The organism is Streptacidiphilus pinicola (assembly GCF_003258295.1).
GTDB lineage: Bacteria > Actinomycetota > Actinomycetes > Streptomycetales > Streptomycetaceae > Streptacidiphilus > Streptacidiphilus pinicola.
This window is the reverse complement of sequence record NZ_QKYN01000007.1, coordinates 1-18,512: the sequence shown is the minus strand read 5'-3', so window position 1 is coordinate 18,512 and position 18,512 is coordinate 1. Positions and strand designations below refer to the sequence as shown.

At 72.5% G+C, this 18,512-nt stretch carries 19 protein-coding genes; 13 read left to right on the top strand and 6 right to left on the bottom strand.

Going from position 1 to position 18,512, the window contains the following annotated elements; translation table 11 throughout:
- The first annotated feature begins 51 nt into the window (after positions 1-51).
- Both DN069_RS00945 and DN069_RS00940 read left to right on the top strand, forming a co-directional pair.
- Positions 52-1,764 (top strand): phospho-sugar mutase, encoded by a 1,713-nt coding sequence (locus tag DN069_RS00945; protein ID WP_111498745.1) that lies wholly within the window; start codon positions 52-54, stop codon positions 1,762-1,764.
- A gap of 17 nt (positions 1,765-1,781) precedes the next feature.
- Complete coding sequence (locus DN069_RS00940; protein ID WP_111498744.1) at positions 1,782-2,564, top strand: tyrosine-protein phosphatase; 783 nt, start codon at positions 1,782-1,784, stop codon at positions 2,562-2,564.
- 140 nt (positions 2,565-2,704) lie between these two features.
- Here DN069_RS00940 and DN069_RS00935 read toward each other — a convergent pair whose 3' ends face one another.
- A complete protein-coding gene (locus DN069_RS00935; protein ID WP_111498743.1) occupies positions 2,705-3,370 on the bottom strand; it encodes a PH domain-containing protein in 666 nt (221 codons plus the stop codon).
- A gap of 134 nt (positions 3,371-3,504) precedes the next feature.
- Here DN069_RS00935 and deoC point away from each other — a divergent pair, with 134 nt between their 5' ends.
- From deoC to DN069_RS00915, 4 genes are all read left to right on the top strand, one after another.
- Positions 3,505-4,476, top strand: coding sequence for a deoxyribose-phosphate aldolase (deoC, locus tag DN069_RS00930; protein WP_243638825.1), 972 nt, complete (start codon positions 3,505-3,507; stop codon positions 4,474-4,476).
- Positions 4,477-4,481: 5 nt separating this feature from the next.
- Complete coding sequence (locus tag DN069_RS00925) at positions 4,482-5,918, top strand: aldehyde dehydrogenase family protein (RefSeq protein ID WP_111498741.1); 1,437 nt, start codon at positions 4,482-4,484, stop codon at positions 5,916-5,918.
- Positions 5,911-6,816 carry an aldehyde dehydrogenase family protein gene (locus tag DN069_RS00920; protein WP_111498740.1) on the top strand — a complete coding sequence of 302 codons (906 nt, stop codon included), beginning with the start codon at positions 5,911-5,913 and terminating at the stop codon, positions 6,814-6,816. The genes DN069_RS00925 and DN069_RS00920 overlap by 8 nt, the downstream gene beginning before the upstream one ends.
- Before the next feature lie 66 nt (positions 6,817-6,882).
- Complete coding sequence (locus tag DN069_RS00915) at positions 6,883-7,560, top strand: uridine kinase family protein (protein ID WP_111498739.1); 678 nt, start codon at positions 6,883-6,885, stop codon at positions 7,558-7,560.
- Between the two features lie 183 nt (positions 7,561-7,743).
- Here the strand turns inward: DN069_RS00915 and DN069_RS00910 are convergent, their stop codons facing one another.
- On the bottom strand, positions 7,744-8,403 hold the full coding sequence (locus tag DN069_RS00910) for a SigE family RNA polymerase sigma factor (RefSeq protein WP_111498836.1): 660 nt from the start codon (positions 8,401-8,403) through the stop codon (positions 7,744-7,746).
- 191 nt (positions 8,404-8,594) lie between these two features.
- Between DN069_RS00910 and DN069_RS00905 the strand changes: the two genes are divergently transcribed.
- The 5 genes from DN069_RS00905 to DN069_RS00885 all read left to right on the top strand — a co-directional run bounded on the left by DN069_RS00905 (position 8,595) and on the right by DN069_RS00885 (position 12,493).
- Positions 8,595-9,272, top strand: coding sequence for a response regulator transcription factor (locus DN069_RS00905; RefSeq protein ID WP_111498835.1), 678 nt, complete (start codon positions 8,595-8,597; stop codon positions 9,270-9,272).
- Entirely contained in the window at positions 9,272-10,891 is a 1,620-nt protein-coding gene (locus tag DN069_RS00900) for a sensor histidine kinase (RefSeq protein ID WP_111498738.1), read from the top strand. The genes DN069_RS00905 and DN069_RS00900 overlap by 1 nt, the downstream gene beginning before the upstream one ends.
- Positions 10,891-11,502 carry a hypothetical protein gene (locus tag DN069_RS00895; RefSeq protein WP_111498737.1) on the top strand — a complete coding sequence of 204 codons (612 nt, stop codon included), beginning with the start codon at positions 10,891-10,893 and terminating at the stop codon, positions 11,500-11,502. The genes DN069_RS00900 and DN069_RS00895 overlap by 1 nt, the downstream gene beginning before the upstream one ends.
- A 56-nt stretch (positions 11,503-11,558) precedes the next feature.
- Positions 11,559-12,230: a VanZ family protein gene (locus DN069_RS00890; protein WP_111498736.1), complete on the top strand. Its 672-nt coding sequence runs from the start codon at positions 11,559-11,561 to the stop codon at positions 12,228-12,230.
- A 71-nt stretch (positions 12,231-12,301) separates the two neighbouring features.
- Positions 12,302-12,493, top strand: coding sequence for a PspC domain-containing protein (locus DN069_RS00885; protein ID WP_111498735.1), 192 nt, complete (start codon positions 12,302-12,304; stop codon positions 12,491-12,493).
- 96 nt (positions 12,494-12,589) lie between these two features.
- Here DN069_RS00885 and DN069_RS00880 read toward each other — a convergent pair whose 3' ends face one another.
- The 4 genes from DN069_RS00880 to DN069_RS00865 form a co-directional block, all read right to left on the bottom strand.
- The gene (locus tag DN069_RS00880; RefSeq protein WP_111498734.1) at positions 12,590-12,949 is read right to left on the bottom strand and encodes a hypothetical protein; all 360 of its coding nucleotides are present in this window, start codon (positions 12,947-12,949) and stop codon (positions 12,590-12,592) included.
- Between the two features lie 180 nt (positions 12,950-13,129).
- Positions 13,130-14,266 (bottom strand): adenosine deaminase, encoded by a 1,137-nt coding sequence (locus DN069_RS00875; protein WP_111498733.1) that lies wholly within the window; start codon positions 14,264-14,266, stop codon positions 13,130-13,132.
- A gap of 82 nt (positions 14,267-14,348) precedes the next feature.
- Positions 14,349-15,635 (bottom strand): methyltransferase, encoded by a 1,287-nt coding sequence (locus tag DN069_RS00870; protein ID WP_243638813.1) that lies wholly within the window; start codon positions 15,633-15,635, stop codon positions 14,349-14,351.
- A 131-nt stretch (positions 15,636-15,766) separates the two neighbouring features.
- Positions 15,767-16,735: a LysR family transcriptional regulator gene (locus tag DN069_RS00865; protein WP_243638812.1), complete on the bottom strand. Its 969-nt coding sequence runs from the start codon at positions 16,733-16,735 to the stop codon at positions 15,767-15,769.
- Positions 16,736-16,798: 63 nt separating this feature from the next.
- On the opposite strand from DN069_RS00865, the gene DN069_RS00860 reads away from it, so the two are divergent.
- Together DN069_RS00860 and DN069_RS00855 are read left to right on the top strand one after the other, a co-directional pair.
- A complete protein-coding gene (locus DN069_RS00860) occupies positions 16,799-18,088 on the top strand; it encodes an MFS transporter (protein ID WP_111498731.1) in 1,290 nt (429 codons plus the stop codon).
- 109 nt (positions 18,089-18,197) lie between these two features.
- Positions 18,198-18,512: hypothetical protein (locus DN069_RS00855; RefSeq protein WP_207892010.1), on the top strand; the 315-nt coding region annotated here is incomplete at its 3' end.

Sequence of the window (18,512 nt, the reverse complement as noted above, 5' to 3'; positions counted from 1 at the left end):
CCCGTACCGCGCACACGGTGCGGCCCGCATCGAAGACGAGGACGTGACGCGATGACTGCCAACCACGACGGCGATCTGCTCTCCCGGGCCCGCACCTGGCTGGCCGAGGACCCGGATCCGGAGACCCGCGAGGAGCTCTCCGCGCTCCTCGCCGCCGCCGAGGGCGACCCGAACGAGGGCAGCGAGAAGGCCTGGTCGGAACTGGCCGAACGCTTCGACGGCACGCTGCAGTTCGGCACCGCCGGCCTGCGCGGCGAGATGGGCGCGGGCCCGATGCGAATGAACCGCGCCGTCGTCATCCGCGCCGCGGCCGGCCTGGCCGCCTACCTCAAGCGGGAGGCCACCTCCGGTCTTGTCGTCATCGGCTACGACGCCCGCCACAACTCCCTGGCCTTCGCTCGCGACACCGCCGCCGTGATGGTCGCCCAGGGGCTCAAGGCCGCGCTGCTGCCGGGCCCGCTGCCCACCCCCGTGCTCGCCTACGCCGTCCGCCACTTCGGCGCGGCCGCCGGCGTCGCCGTCACCGCCAGCCACAACCCGCCGCGCGACAACGGCTACAAGGTCTACCTGGGCGGCGCGTTCGGCGGCTCGCAGATCGTCCCGCCGCACGACAGCGGCATCGCCGCCGAGATCGAGGCCGTCGGCACGCTCGACGAGGTGCCGCTCGCCGTCGAGGGCTGGCACGTGCTGAGCGAGGAGGACGTGCTGGAGCCCTACCTCGCCCGCGCCGCCTCCGTCGTCGACGCACACGCGCCGCGCGACCTGTCCGTCGTCTACACCCCCATGCACGGCGTCGGCCGGGACACCTTCCTCGCCGCGATCGAGCGCGCCGGCTTCCCCGCGCCGACCGTGGTCACCCTGCAGGGCGACCCCGACCCGGCCTTCCCGACGGTCTCCTTCCCCAACCCGGAGGAGCCCGGCGCGATGGACCTGGCGTTCGCGGCCGCCGCCGAGCACCGCCCGGACATCGTCATCGCCAACGACCCCGACGCGGACCGCCTCGCCGTCGCCGTCCCGGCCGGTGACCCGTCCACGGCCTCCGGCTGGCGCATGCTGCGCGGCGACGAGGTCGGCGCGCTGCTCGCCGCGCACCTGGTCGCCAAGGGCGCGAAGGGCACCTTCGCCACGACGATCGTCTCCTCCTCCCTGCTCGGCCGGATCGCCGAGGCCGCGGGCCTCGGTTACACCGAGACGCTGACCGGCTTCAAGTGGCTCTCCCGGGTCGACGACCTGCGCTACGGCTACGAGGAGGCGCTCGGCTACTGCGTCGACCCCGAGGCCGTCCGCGACAAGGACGGCGTCAGCGCCGCCCTGCTGCTGGCCGAGCTCGCCGCGACCCTGAAGGCCCAGGGCCGCACCCTGCAGGACCTGCTGGACGACCTGGCCGCCACCCACGGCCTGCACGCCACCGACCAGCTCTCCGTCCGCGTCGCCGACCTGCGCCTGATCGCCGACGCCATGGCCCGCCTGCGCGAGCAGCCGCCCACGCGGCTCGCGGGCCTGCACGTCGACTCCGCGGAGGACCTGGAGACGGGCTCCGACAAGCTCCCGCCGACGGACGGCCTGCGGTACCACCTGAGCGGCGAGGGGGTCTCCTCGGCGCGGGTGGTCGTCCGCCCCTCCGGGACGGAGCCGAAGCTGAAGTGCTACCTGGAGGTCGTCGTCCCGGTCCCCGACGCCGCCGGGCTGGCCACCGCGCGCGAGCAGGCGGCGGCGCTGCTGGCCTCACTGAAGACCGATCTGGCAGCCGCCGCGGGCATCTGATCTGACATGCTGTCCGCGTGTCGATTTCTGGTGCCGAACGCCTGATCCCCGTCCCCGGCGTGCGCAACCTGCGCGACGCCGGGGGCTTCCTCACCGAGGGCGGCGCGCGCGTCGCCGAGTCGCTGCTGTACCGTGCCGGCTCCCTCCACGAGCTCACCCCCGAGGGCGCGCAGCGCCTGGCGCAGTTGGGGCTGCGCACCGTGATCGACCTGCGCTCCGCGCCCGAGCTGGAGGTCTGGCCGGACCACCGGCTCGACGGCGAGGTCGTCTTCCTGCACCTGCCGACGTTCCCCCCGCGGGAGCGCGCCGACGCGGATGCCGCTGACGCGGAGGCCGAGGCCGAGGCGGCGGCCGAGGCGGCGAAGGAACGGGACGCCGAGGCGGGCGAGGAGACGCTGGAGGACCTCTACGCCTTCATGTCCGCGACGGCGGGCCCGGCGATCGCCGCCACCGTCAGCGCGCTGGCCGCGCCGGGCGCGTTGCCGGCACTGGTCCACTGCGCGGTCGGCAAGGACCGCACCGGCGTCACGGTCGCCACCCTGCTCTCCGCGCTCGGCGTCGCCGACGCCGACATCGTCGCGGACTACCACCTCTCCAACACCGGCCTCGGTCTCGACCTCGGCCCGGTCTACTACGTCGACGAGCACGGCAACGAACGCCGCTCCCGCCCGGTCCACGAGGGCCTGATCACCACGTTCCTCGCCTCCCTCCGCGCCACCCACGGCAACGCGTCGCAGTACCTGCTGGCGCACGGGGTGAAGGCAGGGGAGCTGGAAGCGCTGCACGCAGCCTTCCTGTAGTTGCAACACCTTGAGGGGCGCGAGGAACTGCGCGACAAGCCACCCGAGCCAGATGGTCCTCAACGCGCAGAGCCATCCGCATGTCAGTGGTTTCTCGCGCAGGCAGTTAATCAAGCAGAGCCCCGCGCCCCTGACGGGGCTCAGCCGACGGCGAGCAGGATGATCAGGGTCGCCGCGCCAGCCACCATCGGGGCGATGATCCACCACGTCCAGCGGACCTTGACCTCCGGCTCGCCCGCATCCGCGGCCAGCTCCTCGCGGTACGCGGTCACGCGCTCGTTGAGTTCGTCCACCGCCTTGTCCGCGTAGGCGGCCGTCGGGCCGGTCGACGCCGTGGCCGGCGCGCCGAAGAGGGAGGGGCGCGGGGTGCGGGAGACCGTCGCGCGGTCGCCGGTGTCGATCATCGCGCGCCGGGACGCGCGCTTCCGCTGACGGAGTGAGACCGGCAGCGCCCAGATGACGAACTTGTGCCCGCCCGCGCGCAGCTCCACGGAGAGCGCGGCCGACAGGGACTCCACGCCGTCCCAGCGGGTCTCGATCGTGCGGAAGGGGTTGCGCACCAGCAGCCGGTCCGCGCCCGCGCGGACCTGGGGCCACAGGGTGAAGGCACAGATCAGCGGGATGCCCAGGACGAGCACCGCCGCCGCGAGGCCGGGCGCGGTGCCCGCGCCGCGGACCATCGCGTCGATGCAGAGCCAGAGGAGCAGGGCCAGGAGCAGGACGCCGCCGACGATGCCGCCCCCGCTGCGGTAGACCTTGTCCTGAAACGTAGGGGCCGTGTTCTCACGGGCCGGGGTGTCGCTCATGGTCACCGATTCTGCCGCAGTTCAGGCCGTTCACCACGGGAGGGGCCGGTCTCGTTCTCGCATCAGCCGGTCAAAGTCACACGGACGCCCCCATGACGAAACGCTACGCGTGTAGATATGCTGCGCTGGTGAGCATGTCCTCCTCCTCCCTCTCCGCCAGCGGCTTGGCCGAGGTCGCCTCCTCCGAGGCGTCCCTGCGTCGCTTCCTGCACGGGCTGCCCGGCATCGACGCCGTCGGCCTGCAGGCTCGCGCCGCCGGGCTCGGCACGCGGTCGATCAAGACGACCGCCAAGGCCTACGCCATCGATCTGGCCATCTCCATGATCGACCTCACCACGCTGGAGGGTGCGGACACCCCCGGCAAGGTGCGCTCGCTCTGCCAGAAGGCCAAGAACCCCGACCCCGGGAACCCGGACGTCCCGCACACCGCGGCCGTCTGCGTCTACCCGGACATGGTCCCCTTCGCCAAGGAGGCCCTCGGCGGCGCGCCGATCAACGTCGCCGCCGTGGCCACCGCCTTCCCCTCCGGCCGGGCCGGGCTGCCGGTCAAGCTGGCCGACACCGCCGAGGCCGTCGCCGCCGGGGCCGACGAGGTCGACATGGTGATCGACCGGGGAGCCTTCCTCTCCGGCCGGTACCTGGAGATCTACGAGCTGATCGCCGAGATCAAGAAGGCGTGCGAACGCCCGGACGGCACCGCCGCCCACCTCAAGGTGATCTTCGAGACCGGCGAGCTCGTCACCTACGACAACATCCGCCGCGCCTCCTGGCTGGCGATGCTGGCCGGGGCCGACTTCATCAAGACCTCCACCGGCAAGGTCGCCGTCAACGCGACGCCCGCCAACACGCTGGTGCTGATGGAGGCCGTGCGCGACTTCCGCAACGCCACCGGCGTCCAGGTGGGAGTGAAGCCCGCAGGGGGTATCCGTACCACCAAGGACGCCATGAAGTACCTGGTCATGGTGAACGAGATCCTCGGTGACGACTGGCTCTCCCCGGACTGGTTCCGGTTCGGTGCCTCCAGCCTGCTCAACGACCTGCTGATGCAGCGGCAGAAGCTGGCCTCCGGCCGCTACTCCGGTCCCGACTACGTGACGGTGGACTGATCACCATGGCACTGTTCGACTACGCCCCCGCGCCCGAGTCGCGCGCCGCCGCCGGCGACATCGCCTCGACGTACGGGCACTTCATCGACGGCGAGTTCGTCGAGTCCACCGGCTCCGAGGCGCTCAAGACGATCGACCCCTCGACCGAGGAGGTCCTCGCCGAGTTCGCCCAGGGCACCGAGGCCGACGTGGACCGCGCCGTCGCCGCCGCCCGCAAGGCGTTCACCTCCTGGTCCGCCCTGCCCGGCGCCGAGCGCGGCAAGTACCTGTTCCGCATCGCCCGGATCATCCAGGAGCGCTCGCGCGAGCTGGCCGTCCTGGAGTCGATCGACAACGGCAAGCCGATCAAGGAGACCCGCGACGTCGACCTGCCGCTGGTCGCCGCGCACTTCTTCTACTACGCCGGCTGGGCCGACAAGCTGGAGTTCGCCGGCTACGGGTCCAACCCGCGCCCGGTGGGCGTGGCCGCCCAGGTCATCCCGTGGAACTTCCCGCTGCTGATGCTGGCGTGGAAGATCGCCCCGGCGCTGGCCACCGGCAACACGGTCGTCCTCAAGCCCGCCGAGACCACCCCGCTGACCGCGCTCCGCTTCGCGGAGATCTGCCGCCAGGCGGGGCTGCCCAAGGGCGTCGTCAACATCATCACCGGTGACGGCCGCACCGGCGCCGCGCTGACCGCGCACCCCGAGATCGACAAGGTCGCCTTCACCGGCTCGACCGAGGTCGGCCGCGCCATCGCCCGCACCCTGGCCGGGACGACCAAGCGTCTCTCGCTGGAGCTCGGCGGCAAGGCCGCGAACATCGTCTTCGACGACGCGCCGATCGACCAGGCGGTCGAGGGCATCGTCGACGGCATCTTCTTCAACCAGGGCCACGTCTGCTGCGCGGGCTCGCGCCTGCTGGTCCAGGAGTCTGTCCACGACGACGTCATGGACGCCCTCAAGCGCCGCATGTCGACGCTGCGCGTCGGCGACCCGCTGGACAAGAACACCGACATCGGCGCCATCAACTCCGCCGCGCAGCTCGCGCGGATCCAGGAGCTGACCGCCGCCGGTGAGGCCGAGGGCGCCGAGCGCTGGTCCCCCGCCTGCGAGCTGCCGTCCGCCGGCTACTGGTTCGCCCCGACGGTGTTCAGCAACGTCTCCGCCACCCACCGGATCGCCCGCGAGGAGATCTTCGGCCCGGTGCTGTCGGTGCTGACCTTCCGCACCCCGGAGGAGGCCGTCGCCAAGGCCAACAACACCCCCTACGGGCTGTCGGCCGGCATCTGGACCGAGAAGGGCTCGCGCATCCTGTGGATGGCGAGCAAGCTCCGCGCCGGCGTGGTGTGGTCCAACACCTTCAACAAGTTCGACCCGACCTCGCCCTTCGGCGGCTACAAGGAGTCGGGCTACGGCCGCGAAGGCGGTCGCCACGGTCTGGAGGCCTACCTCGATGTCTGAGCCCACGACGGCACTCCGCCTGGACGTCTACAAGACCTACAAGCTCTTCGTCGGCGGCAAGTTCCCGCGCTCCGAGAGCGGACGGGTGTACGAGGTGACCGACCGCAAGTCCGGCGAGTGGCTCGCCAACGCCCCCCAGGGCACCCGCAAGGACACCCGCGACGCGGTCTCCGCCGCGCGCAAGGCCTTCGGCGGCTGGTCGGGCGCGACCGCGTACAACCGCGGCCAGATCCTCTACCGCGCGGCCGAGATGCTCCAGGGCCGCCGCGAGCAGTACATCGCCGAGGTCGCGCTGTCCGAGGGCCTGACGGCGAAGAAGGCGGCGCCGCTCGTCGACGCCGCCGTCGACCGCCTGGTCTGGTACGCGGGCTGGACGGACAAGGTCGCCCAGATCGCGGGCAACGCCAACCCGGTCGCCGGCCCGTACTTCAACCTCTCCACCCCGGAGCCGACGGGCGTCGTCGGCGTGGTCGCCCCGCAGAGCGGCCACGGCTTCTCGCTGCTGGGCCTCGTCTCGGTGCTGGCGCCCGTCGTCGCGACGGGCAACACCGCCGTGGTCGCCCTGGCCCCGGGCGCCCCGCTCCCGGGCCTGTCACTCGGCGAGGTGCTGGCCACCTCCGACCTGCCGGGCGGCGTGGTCAACCTGATCTCCGGCCGCACCGAGGACATCGCCCCGACGCTGGCCTCCCACGCCGACGTCAACGCGCTGGACCTGTCCGGCGTGGTGGCGGACGAGGGCCCGGCCTCGGCCAAGTCCCTGGAGACGGCGGCAGCGGACACGCTCAAGCGCGTCCTGCGCCCGGAGTCGGCGTCCTACGACTGGACGACCGCGCCGGGGACGGACCGCCTGCTGACCTTCCTGGAGACCAAGACGGTCTGGCACCCGATGGGGATGTGAGTCTCCCCTCACTGACACGGGCACGTGCTCTCTCGCCGTGAGCACGTGCCCGTTCGCTGCTTTCGGATGTCACACTGGTGTCCCGTGGCTACCTCTTCCGTGAACCCTTCCCCGGCCCGCGTCATCCTCCTCTGCGGCCCCTCCGGTTCCGGCAAGTCCACCCTCGCCGAGCGCGCCGGGCTCCCAGTGCTCCAGCTCGACGACTTCTACAAGGACGGCGACGACCCGACCCTGCCACGGCTCCACGACGGCAGCGTCGACTGGGACGACCCGCGGTCCTGGCACTCCGACGAGGCGGTCAGCGCCATCCGCGCGCTCTGTGACACGGGTGCGGCGGACGTCCCGATCTACTCCATCCCGGCCAACGGCCGTGCCGGCTCCCGCATGCTGACGGTCGACACCCCCGTCTTCATCGCCGAGGGCATCTTCGCGGCCGAGATCGTCCGCGCCTGCGAGGCCGAAGGCCTGCTCGCGGATGCGATCTGCCTGCGCAACCACGCCCTGACGACGGCCTACCGCCGCTTCCTGCGCGACGTGCGCGAAGCCCGCAAGTCCGTCCCGTTCCTGATCCGCCGCGGCTACCGCCTGATGCGCGCCGAGCGCGCGGTGGTCACCCGCCAGCGCGACCTCGGCGCGACCCCGTGCAACGGCCGCGATGCCCTTGCGCGCGTGGCGCGTCAGGGGCGCGAGGCCGCAGCGATCAGCGGCTCCGCCGCGGGGCGCGAGCAACCCACTGCGGTGTAGGGCCCTGAACTGCCGGGACCGTTCGCACCCGGGTGGTTTCTCGCGCAGTTCCCCGCGCCCCTGGGTGGTGCAACGTCCGAAAACACAGAAGGCCTGAGCCCCGGCGTCCCCCAACGCCAAGGCTCAGGCCTCGTGCTGCTGCGGGCCACCCCCGTACCCGCAGCGTCCCCCTCAGAAAAGCTCTCAGGCGACGAGCTCGCCGAACGCGTGCCCCAGGTCCCCGTCCCGGGAGGCCAGCGTCTCGTCCTCGCGGAGCCGGCGCAGGGCGCGCCAGATGCCGCTCTTGACCGTGCCGACGCTGATCCCCATCACGTCGGCGATCTCCGGGTCGGTCTTGCCCTCGTAGTAGCGCAGCACCAGCATCGTGCGCTGGTTCTCCGGAAGCTTGGCCAGCGCCTGCCACAGGACCGTGCGCAGCTCGGTGCCGCCCATGGCGTCCGTGTCGCCCGCCGTCTCCGGCATCTCCTCGGTCGGGTACTCGTTGACCTTGCGCCGGCGCCAGGCGGAGATGTGCAGGTTGGTCATCGTGCGGCGCATGTAACCGCCGACCGCCGCCTTGTCGGAGATCCGGTCCCAGGCCTTGTAGGTGCTGAAGAGCGCGCTCTGCAGCAGGTCCTCGGCCGCGAAGCGGTCGCCGGTGAGGTGGTAGGCCGTGGCGTACAGCGACGCGCGGCGCTCCTTCACGTAGGCGGTGAAGTCGTCGGCGTTCGCCGACTCCCAGGTGCCCGAGGAACCGTACGCCGCCTCGTGGCGTCCCACCGCGTGAAGGTGACGGACGGAGTACGTCTGGTGAGGCAGGGTCGCGGCGGCCTTGTCGGCGGGCGCCTCGAGGACTGCGTTCATCGGGTACTCCCTCGGGTTCCGGTCGGTGTTCGGTGTCGGGCTGCTGGTTCCGTCCGACATGGAAAATCCTGCCCGGGGGTTTTCATGGCCCTGTCCGCCGACTGTCACAGGCGTGTCACAGAGCCCGTCGCGGTGCACACCGGCGCACAGGAGGGTCGATCCCGCGCGGGCGGTGCGCCACAATGAACCGCGTGTCTCACCTGTTGCTCATCGAGGACGACGACGCGATCCGTACCGGACTGGAGCTCGCGCTGACCCGCCAGGGTCACCGGGTCTCCGTGGCCGCCTCCGGCGAGGACGGCCTGAAGCTCTTCAAGGAGCAGCGCCCGGACCTGATCGTGCTCGACGTCATGCTGCCCGGCATCGACGGCTTCGAGGTCTGCCGGCGGATCCGCCGGACCGACCAGCTGCCGATCATCCTGCTGACGGCGCGCTCCGACGACATCGACGTCGTCGTCGGGCTGGAGTCCGGCGCGGACGACTACGTCGTCAAGCCGGTGCAGCCGCGCGTGCTGGACGCGCGCATCCGCGCGGTGCTGCGGCGCGGGGAGCGGGAGAGCTCGGACTCGGCGGCCTTCGGCGACCTGGTGATCGACCGCAACGCGATGACCGTGACCAAGCGCGGCGCGGAGCTGCAGCTCACCCCGACCGAGCTGCGGCTGCTGCTGGAGCTGAGCCGGCGGCCCGGCCAGGCGCTGTCGCGGCAGCAGCTGCTGCGGCTGGTCTGGGAGCACGACTATCTGGGCGACTCGCGGCTGGTGGACGCGTGCGTCCAGCGGCTGCGGGCCAAGGTGGAGGACGTGCCGTCCGCTCCCACCCTGATCCGCACCGTGCGCGGGGTCGGCTACCGCCTGGACACGCCGGCGTGATGACCCGCCGCTCCACCGACTCCGCACCCACCGGCCGTCCCGGCCGCTCCGGTCGCTCCGGCGGCCGTGGCGGCCACGGCGTCGAGGACGGCGACGGCAACGTCACCACGCCCGGCGCCGAGGCCCGTTCCGCGCACCCGCGCGCCAGCTGGCTGGCCCGGCGGCTGCGGCTGACCTCGCTCCGGATAAGGATGATCGCCGTCTGCGCGGTCGTCGCCCTGGCGGCGGCGGTCTCGTCCTCGGGCATCGCCTACTGGCTCAACCGCGACGCGGTGCTCAAGCGCACCCAGGACACGGCGCTGGCTGACTTCCGCAACCAGCTGGACCGCACCATCACGGCGCTGCCGCTGGAGCCGAGCTGCCAGGACCTGCAGCTGGCCGCGAACGTCGTGGCCACCACCGGGCTGCGCTATGGGGTGTCGATGACCTCGCCGACCTGCACGGTCACGTCGCAGGGCTCCCGCTACACGGCCGCGACCGTGCCCGCCGTGCTGAAGCAGCAGGTGGAGCAGCCGTGCGCGCACTGCACCACGGCGCCGGGCCAGTACCACCTGTTCTGGCAGCGGGTGAACCTCGACGGCGTGCCCTACCTGATCGGCGGCACCAGGGTGCTGCCGAACGGGCCGACGGCGTACATGTTCAAGTCGCTCGACGACGAGCAGCGTGATCTCAACTCCCTGGCCTGGTCCCTGGGTATCGCGACACTGCTGGCCCTGGTCGGGGCGGCGCTGCTGGCCCAGGCCGCGGCGGCGACGGTGCTGCGTCCGGTGGCGCGCCTCGCGGAGGCCGCGCGCCGGCTGGGCGAGGGCAACCTCGACACCCGGCTGGAGGTCACCGGACAGGACGAACTGGCCGAGCTGTCACGGACGTTCAACCACACGGCGGCAGCCCTGGAGGCGCAGGTCGACGAGCTGAGCGCGCGCGAGCACGCCAGCCGCCGCTTCGTCGCCGACATGTCCCATGAGCTGCGCACCCCGCTGACCGCGATGACGGCCGTCACGGACATCCTGGAGGACGAGGCGGACGCCCTCGATCCGATGATCGAGCCCGCGGTCCGACTGGTCGTCAGCGAGACGCGCCGGCTCACCGAGCTGGTGGAGAACCTGATGGAGGTGACCCGCTTCGACGCGGGTACCGCCAAGGTCGTCGTCGACGAGGTCGACATCGCCGACCTGATCACCTCCACCATCGACGCCCGGGCCTGGCTGGACGCGGTGGAGCTGGACGCGCCGCGCGGCCTGGTGGCACGGGTGGACCCGCGCCGCATCGACGTGGTGCTGGCCAACCTGATCGGCAACGCGCTGAAGCACGGCGGCTCGCCGGTCCGGGTCCGTGCCCGCGAGGAGTCCGACGGGGACGGCGACTGGCTGGTCGTCGAGGTCGCCGACGGCGGCCCGGGCATCCCCGAGGACGTGCTGCCGCACGTCTTCGACCGGTTCTTCAAGGCGGACGCCTCGCGCCGCCGCTCCGAGGGCAGCGGCCTCGGGCTGTCGATCGCCATGGAGAACGCACGCATCCACGGCGGCACCATCACGGCGGCCAACTCCGCGGACGGGGTCGGCGCGGTCTTCACCCTCCGGCTGCCGAACAACCCGCCGACCACGAACGGCAGCGAGTAATGAGCACCACCGAACAGCACGCGCACCGCAGAACGACGACGACCCGCGCCGGCGCCCCGGAGCGGGCGGAGCTCCCCCACCGGCGCGGGACCGCCACGGCCTTCGCCGCCTGCGTCGTCGCGGCGGTCGCCGCCGTCACGCTGAGCGGGTGCGGCATCCGCAGCACCGCCGTGCCGGTCGACGCGGGCATCCCGGCCTCCCGGACGGCGTGCCCGCCCCCGCCCGGCGCCACCGGCACATCGTCCGCCGAGAGCACCGGTCCCGCTGTGCTGACCACGGCCGCGCCCAGCGGTGTGCTGCCGGTCGGCCCGACGGACCTGCCGTCGCAGCCGACCTCGGAGACCCCGTGGGAGGCGCTGGCCTCGGCCCTGCCCATGCCGCCGGGCGTGCTCGCCTCGGAGCTGGCCACGTCCGCCCCGGGGGCCGACTCGTCCGCCGGCGCGTCGGCCGGCTCATCGGCCGGCGTCGGCGGTTCCGGGCGCGCGGCGAGGTCCGCCGTGCCGACACCGGCCGCCACGGCGACGGCGGCAGCGAGGAGCACGCCCTCGACGCGGTCCTCCGGCGGCTTCTCGGTCAGCGACTGCACCAGCGCTGCCACCGGCGCGCCGTGACGGCGCACACAACCCGGCGCGCAACCACGCGCGCCACCGCGCGCGTCCCTGCTGGCGTGCAGCACGGAGAGAGCACCGGCCATCCGCGTCCCTTCACCGCCCGCCCGGGCGGTCCCATGCAGCCGTCCGTCCACGCGGGCGCCCGGCGGCTCGGTCTGCTGCTGCTGACGGTCCATCTGGCCGTGCTGCTGTGGGCGACGTTCCGCAGCACCCCGTCGGTCTGGCTCGCGGACAGCAACCTCACGCCGTTCGCCTCGGTCCGCGCCGAGCTGTCCGGCGGCACCGCCCGGGACTACCTGGAGCTGCTCGGCAGCCTGCTCTCGCTCGCGCCGCTGGGCGTGCTGCTGCCGCTGGCCGGCGGCCGCAGGGACGCGTCACCGGTCACCTCGTTCACCCGGACCCTGCTGACCGGCATCCTGATCGCGACCGGTCTGGAGGTGCTGCAGACCACGCTGTCGCTGCGCCTGCTGAACGTCGACGACATCCTGCTGCCCTGCATCGGCATCGCGCTGACCCACCTCGCGGTGGTCCCGGCCACCCGCGCCTGGCTGCGCCACCGCGCCGCCACGGCCGCCGGGCCTGCGGCCGTGGCGGACGTCATGGCGCACACCCCTGAGGGCAACCCTGAGAGCGTCCCTGAGAACAGGGCCTCCCGGAGCACGAATCCCGGAAGGGTCCGGATCATCGGCGGGGCTGACGCCACCGCCCTTCCTGCGCGAGAGGCTTGAGTCATCAAGCCGACGGCCGGTCCCACCACGGGGAACGCCCTTGGCGACAGTCTCAGCGACAGGAGTTACCCATGTCCGCGACCGCCACCCTCGCCCGCCCCCGCAGCGGCCGCATGCTCGGCGGTGTCTGCGCGGGAATCGCCCGGCGCTTCGGGCTGAGCGCACTCACCGTCCGCGTGCTGTTCCTGCTCTCCTGCCTGCTGCCCGGCCCGCAGGTGCTCATATACCTGGCGCTGTGGCTGCTGCTCCCGGCCGAGTACTGATCCTCGCCGGCCGCGCCCACGCCACACCACGGCGGGCCTCCCGGTCCGGGAGGCCCGCCTTCAGCGGCCAGGCATTCGGTGTTGCGGGAGGGCCGCTCAGCCGATCGACGGCGCCTGCACGGGCAGACCGTGCAGCGCACCCAGCGCGTGGCCGACACCGCCCTGGATCTGCTGGCCCCCGGGCAGGTTGCCGAGCGTTCCGCCGACGGCGGGCACGCCACCGTCGCGTTGGACGCTCCGCACGGACGGCGTCGCGCTGTTGATGAGTCCCTGCGCGGTCGAGGTCACCTCGTGCAGGCTTCCGTTCGGGGCCGTCAGCGACGAGGCCGAGTCGGTCAGCGAGCTGACCTGCGGGACCCCGCCGAGCGGGTCCGCCGCGGCCGGACCGGCGACGGCGGTGACCGCCGCGAGACCGAGCACCGCCGTCCCGGCTGCCTGCAGGGTGGCCTTCTTCATGAGCAGTCTCCTCGTGTCCTGCGAGCGGCCCTGTGAGCGCAGCGATCACAGTGCGTGCCCGACTGGCCGCCCAAGGTATCCACGAGGTCGGGTCCGTCCCAAATCCCCGTCAGCCGATCGGCGTACGGGGATTCGGGAGGTTGACGCCCCGTCGGAACGGGGCGGGGGACGCCGGGTGGCTCAGGCGAAGAGCCATTCCGCCTTCAGCGCGGCGTAGCCGGGCTTGATCACATCGTTGATCATCGCCAGACGCTCGTCGAAGGGGATGAAGGCGCTCTTCATGGCGTTGACGGTGAACCACTGCAGGTCGTCCAGCGTGTAGCCGAAGGTGTCGACGAGGTGCTGGAACTCCTCGCTCATGCTGGTGCCGCTCATCAGCCGGTTGTCGGTGTTGACGGTGACCCGGAAGTGGAGCCGGCGCAGCAGGCCGATGGGGTGGTCCGCATAGGAGGCGGCGGCCCCGGTCTGCAGGTTGGAGGTGGGGCACATCTCCAGCGGGATGCGCTTGTCACGGACGTAGGCGGCGAGCCGGCCGAACTCGACCTGCCCGTCGTCCTTGACGGTGATGTCGTCGATGATGCGCACGCCGTGCCCGAGGCGGTCGGCGCCGCAGCACTGGATCGCCTCCCAGATGGAGGGCAGGCCGAAGGCCTCACCGGCGTGGATGGTGAAGTGGTTGTTCTCGCCCGCGAGGTACTCGAAGGCGTCCAGGTGCCGGGTCGGCGGGTGGCCGGCCTCGGCACCGGCGATGTCGAAGCCGACCACGCCGTGGTCGCGGTAGCGGTTGGCCAGCTCCGCGATCTCCCGGGAGCGGGCGGCGTGCCGCATCGCGGTCAGCAGGGTGCCGACCCGGATCCGGTCGCCGTTCTCCCGGGCCCGCTGCTCGCCCAGGCGGAAACCCTCGTTGACGGCCTCGACGACCTCGTCCAGGGTCAGCCCCTGCTCCAGGTGCTGCTCGGGGGCGTAGCGGACCTCGGCGTACACGACGCCGTCCCGGGCGAGGTCCTCGGCGCAGTCGGCGGCGACACGGATCAGCGCCTCGCGCGTCTGCATCACGGCACAGGTGTGCGCGAAGGTCTCCAGATACCGCTCCAGCGAGCCGGAGTCTGCGGCGTCGCGGAACCACTGGCCGAGCTTGGCCGGGTCCCGCTCGGGCAGGGCGTCGTATCCGACGGCGTCGGCCAGCTCAATGATCGTCTCGGGGCGCAGGCCGCCGTCGAGATGATCGTGCAGCAGCACCTTCGGTGCGCGTCGGATCTGCTCCGAGGTGGCAGGCGGGGTCTGCGCCGCGAGGGTTTGGGGGTTGTGGGTCACCATTTCCCGATCCTAGCTCCTACGCGCGTAGATTCGCCACTGACATGAAGGTGCGTTCCTCGGCTCCTCAGTTCGGCTCCTCAGTTCAGCTCCTCAGTTCATAGACGAGGTTGAACGGCGTCTCGGTGGCCCGGCGGAAGTGCGAGAAGCCCGCCTCGGCCGCGACCTCGCGGGTCCGCGCCTCGCCCGCCTGCGCGCCGAGCGCCCGGCCGACCGGCTGCGCCTGCGAGGCGGGCACGCAGATCAGCGAGGAGGCCGCGTAGAAGGCCCGGCTCAGCGGGTTCAGGTTGTCCGCCACGTCGTCCTCGGCGTGGGGCTCGACCACCATGACCACACCACCGTCGGCGAGCCGCGCGCGGGTGTGCGAGAGCGCCCCGACCGGGTCGCCCATGTCGTGCAGACAGTCGAAGTAGGTGACCAGGTCGTAGGGGCCGCCGCCGAAGTCCGCCGCGCCCGCCACCTCGAACTCGCAGTGCTTGGCGATGCCCTCCTGCTTGGCCTGCCGGCGCGCCGCCTCGATGGAGGGCTCGTGGTAGTCGAATCCGGTGCAGCGCGCCTCGGGGAAGGCGCGGGCCATCATCATGGTCGAGTAGCCGAACCCGCAGCCGACGTCCGCGACGCTGCCGCCGGTGCGCAGCTTCTCCTCGACGCCGTCGAGGGCCGGCAGCCACTGGCCCACCAGGAAGGTGGCGTAGCCGGGACGGAAGAAGCGCGCGGTGCCGGAGAAGAGCTCCGGGTGGTGCTGGTCCCAGCCAACGCCCTCACCCGTCCTGAAGGCGCGCTCCAGCTTGTCGCGCGTCTCCAGCCAGGCCGCGGCGCTGAACGACTGGAAGCCGCCGAGCGCGTAGTAGGGGCTCTCCCGGTCGCAGAAGGCGACCATCTGCTCGGGGGTGAGCCGGAACCGGCCGTCCGGGTCCAGGGTGACGTAACCGCTGGCCGCCATCGCCGACAGCCACTCGCGCACGTTGCGCTCCTGGGTACCGGTGGCATCGGCCAGCTCGGTGGAGGTGCGCGACCTGCCGTCCGCCAGGCTCGAGAAGAGCCCCAAGCGCTCGCCGATGACCAGCAACGGAGCGAGGGCCACCGCCCCCAGGTCGGTGACGACGCGACCCATCAGGGACGCCATCGCGTCCTCGTCGACGATCTCGTCTCGGGTGATCTCCAGGTTCACGAAGCGGGGTGCTTCGACACAGGCGTCCCGCATCTCCTCGGCGATGTGCCGGGTCTCGGGGAGGTCGCTGTTGCGCATCGCCTCCTCGTAGGACGGGAACTCGACCATCTGCATGAAGTGGGAGGGCTTGTCCCGGTCCTTGCCGATCGTCGAGTGGTGGGCGGTCCGCTTGCCCTTGGTGATCCGCAGCCACTCGTCCATCAATCGGTCGACACGTTTCTCATCGGTGGTTTCGTATTCAATGACCTGCATGAACGTCATGCCGATCCACCCCCTTTCAGAGGTACAGGAACAGCGTCCACCTCGCGGGTAATGGTCACAAGCCAGACAATTCACCCGTGCAGCGGGAGCCGGTCCTTCTCCGAGAGCACGTAGTCGCGGAACGCCACCGCGGGCGGCGGCAGCGGCCGCACCGACGACCACACCAGCGCCAGCTCGCGCCGCGCCGGGGGCGAGGAGATGGCCAGTTCCACGACGCCGGGGCGCGGCAGCGCGCTGGGCGGCAGCACCGCGACGCCCAGGCCGGCCGCGACCAGACCGCGCAGCGTGTCGGCCTCCTCCCCCTCGAAGGAGATCCGCGCGGTGAAGCCGGCCTGCGCACAGAGCTCGTCGGTGATCCGACGCAGACCGTAGCCGGGCTCCAGGCTGACGAACGGGTCCTCGGCCACCTCCTCCAGCCGCACCCGCCGTCGGCCGGCCAGCCGGTGGTCCGCCGACAGCACCAGGCGCAGCCGCTGCTCGCCCATCCGACGGGCGGTCAGATCCGGCGCCTCGGGCCGCGGTGAGAGCAGGCACAGGTCCAACTCGCCCTCCCGCAGCCGGGCCAGCATCTCGTCGGTATAACCCTGCACCAACTGGAACCGCACCCTGGGCAGCCGTGCACGGAAACCGCGCAGCAGCATCGGCACGGCCTCCGTCCCCATGGTGTGCAGGAAGCCGAACGCCACCCGGCCCCCGGTCGGGTCCGCCTCCGCGCGGGCCGCGTCCGCGCCGCGCTCCAGCTCGGCCAACGCCCGCTCCGTCGCGGCCAGGAAGATCCGCCCGGCCCGGGTCAGCCGGACGGTGCGGCCCTCGCGGGCCAGCAGCACCAGGCCCAGCTCCGCCTCCAGCCTGGCCACGGCCCGACTCAGCGTCGGCTGCGGCATGCCGAGCTCCGCCGCCGCCCGGGTGACGTGCTCGGCGCGGGCGACGGCGGCGAACTGCGCGAGCAAGGGCGACAGCCGGGCCGCGGGTGACGTGGGCGACAGCTCCACCTGCTCCGCAGGAAGGGTCGACGGCTCCGAACTGGGGTCATACGTCACAGCATCAATCATCGCCCATTGATGTATTGGACGCATCAATTGCAGAGTCCTAGCGTCTGAAGCATGCCAGCGGACCCCGCCTCAGCCACCCTCCCCACTCCCCTCTCCGCTCCCGCCGCCTCCGGCTCCGGCTCCGCGGCCCAGCCGCAGGACCTGCGCCACCTGCCCGGCTCCCCCGGCCTGCGCCGCACCCAACTCGCGCTCTTCGGCGCGGGGCTGGCGACGTTCCTGCTGCTCTACTCCACCCAGGCGCTGCTGCCGGACCTCTCCGCGAACCTGCACCTGACGCCCGGTCAGGCCAGCTGGACCGTCTCCGCCGCCTCCATCGGACTGGCCGTCGCGGTGATCCCGGTCAGCGCCCTGTCCGAGCGCTTCGGCCGCACGCGGATCATGACGATGGCGGTCTTCGCGGCCGTCGCCATCGCCCTGGTCCTGCCCTTCACCGGCGACCTCGGCACGCTGACCGCCCTGCGCGCCCTCCAGGGCGTGGCGCTGGCCGGCCTGCCGGCCACGGCGATGGCCTTCCTCGCCGAGGAGGTCCACCCGTCGGCGCTGCCCTCGGCCATGGGCCTCTACGTGGCGGGCAACAGCATCGGCGGCATGAGCGGCCGGCTCCTGTCCGGCGTCGTCGCCGGCGCGTACGGCTGGCGCGCGGGTCTGGCCGCCGTCGCGGTCGCGTCCCTGCTGTGCGCGGTCGCCTTCCGGGTGCTGATTCCCCGCGCCCGCTGCTTCCGCCCCGGCCCGGTCAACCCGCGCGCCCTCTGGCACACCGTCACCGGCCACGTCACCAACCCGCTGCTCGGGCGGCTCTTCGCGCTGGGCCTGCTGTTCATGACGGTCTTCGGTGCGGTCTACACGGTGCTCGGCTACCGCCTGGTCGCGGCGCCGTTCGACCTGCCGCAGGCGCTGGCCTCGTCCATCTTCGTGGTCTACCTGGTCGGCACGGTCGCCTCCGCGGCGAGCGCCCGGATCGGCGCCCGGCTGGGCCGCCGGGGCGCGCTGTACGCGGCGGTGGCCACGACCTCCGCCGGCCTGCTGCTCACCCTGCCGGAGTCGCTCCCACTCACCCTGCTGGGCCTGGTCCTCATCACCGCGGGCTTCTTCACCGGCCACTGCGTCGCCTCCGCGGCGGTCGGCCGCACGGCGACCCACGGTCGTGCCCAAGCCTCGGCGCTGTACCTGGCGGCGTACTACATCGGCAACAGCCTCGGCGGCGCGGTGGGCGCGAGCGCGTACCACGCCGAGGGCTGGAGCGGCACGGTCGCGGTGGCGCTGACCGCGATGCTGCTGGCCACGGGCGTCACGGCGTGGGGCACGGTCGCCGCGCACCGCGCGGTGACGGCAAGGGCCTGAGCCGCACGACCCCTAGGGCGCAGAGCCCCGCGCCCCTGAGGTGAGGGCAACTGCTCCGCCCGAGTGATTGTGCGGCGCTGCCCGGCTCGGGCCGGGTACCCCTTCGCTCATGCAACTGCGCCCGAAAGCCGACCCGCCCGGCGGCGACGCCGAGACCAGTCCCGCGCGGGACCGCCGCTCCCGGCGACGCCGCGTCGCCTACGCCGCGCTCGGGGTCGGCGTCGTGCTGGCCGTCGTGGCGGGGGTCTGCGTCAACGACGCGCTGGACGCGCCCGGGCCGGGTGGGGCGCAGGCGAAGCTGGCGCGGTGGGGGCGGTGCCACGGGCTGGGGCCGGTCGTCAGCCTGGTGGACAACCGGCACCAGCGCGCGAACCCGGCCTCGGCCTGCGGCGCCACCGGCCGGACCCTGAACGCGGCCCCGGCC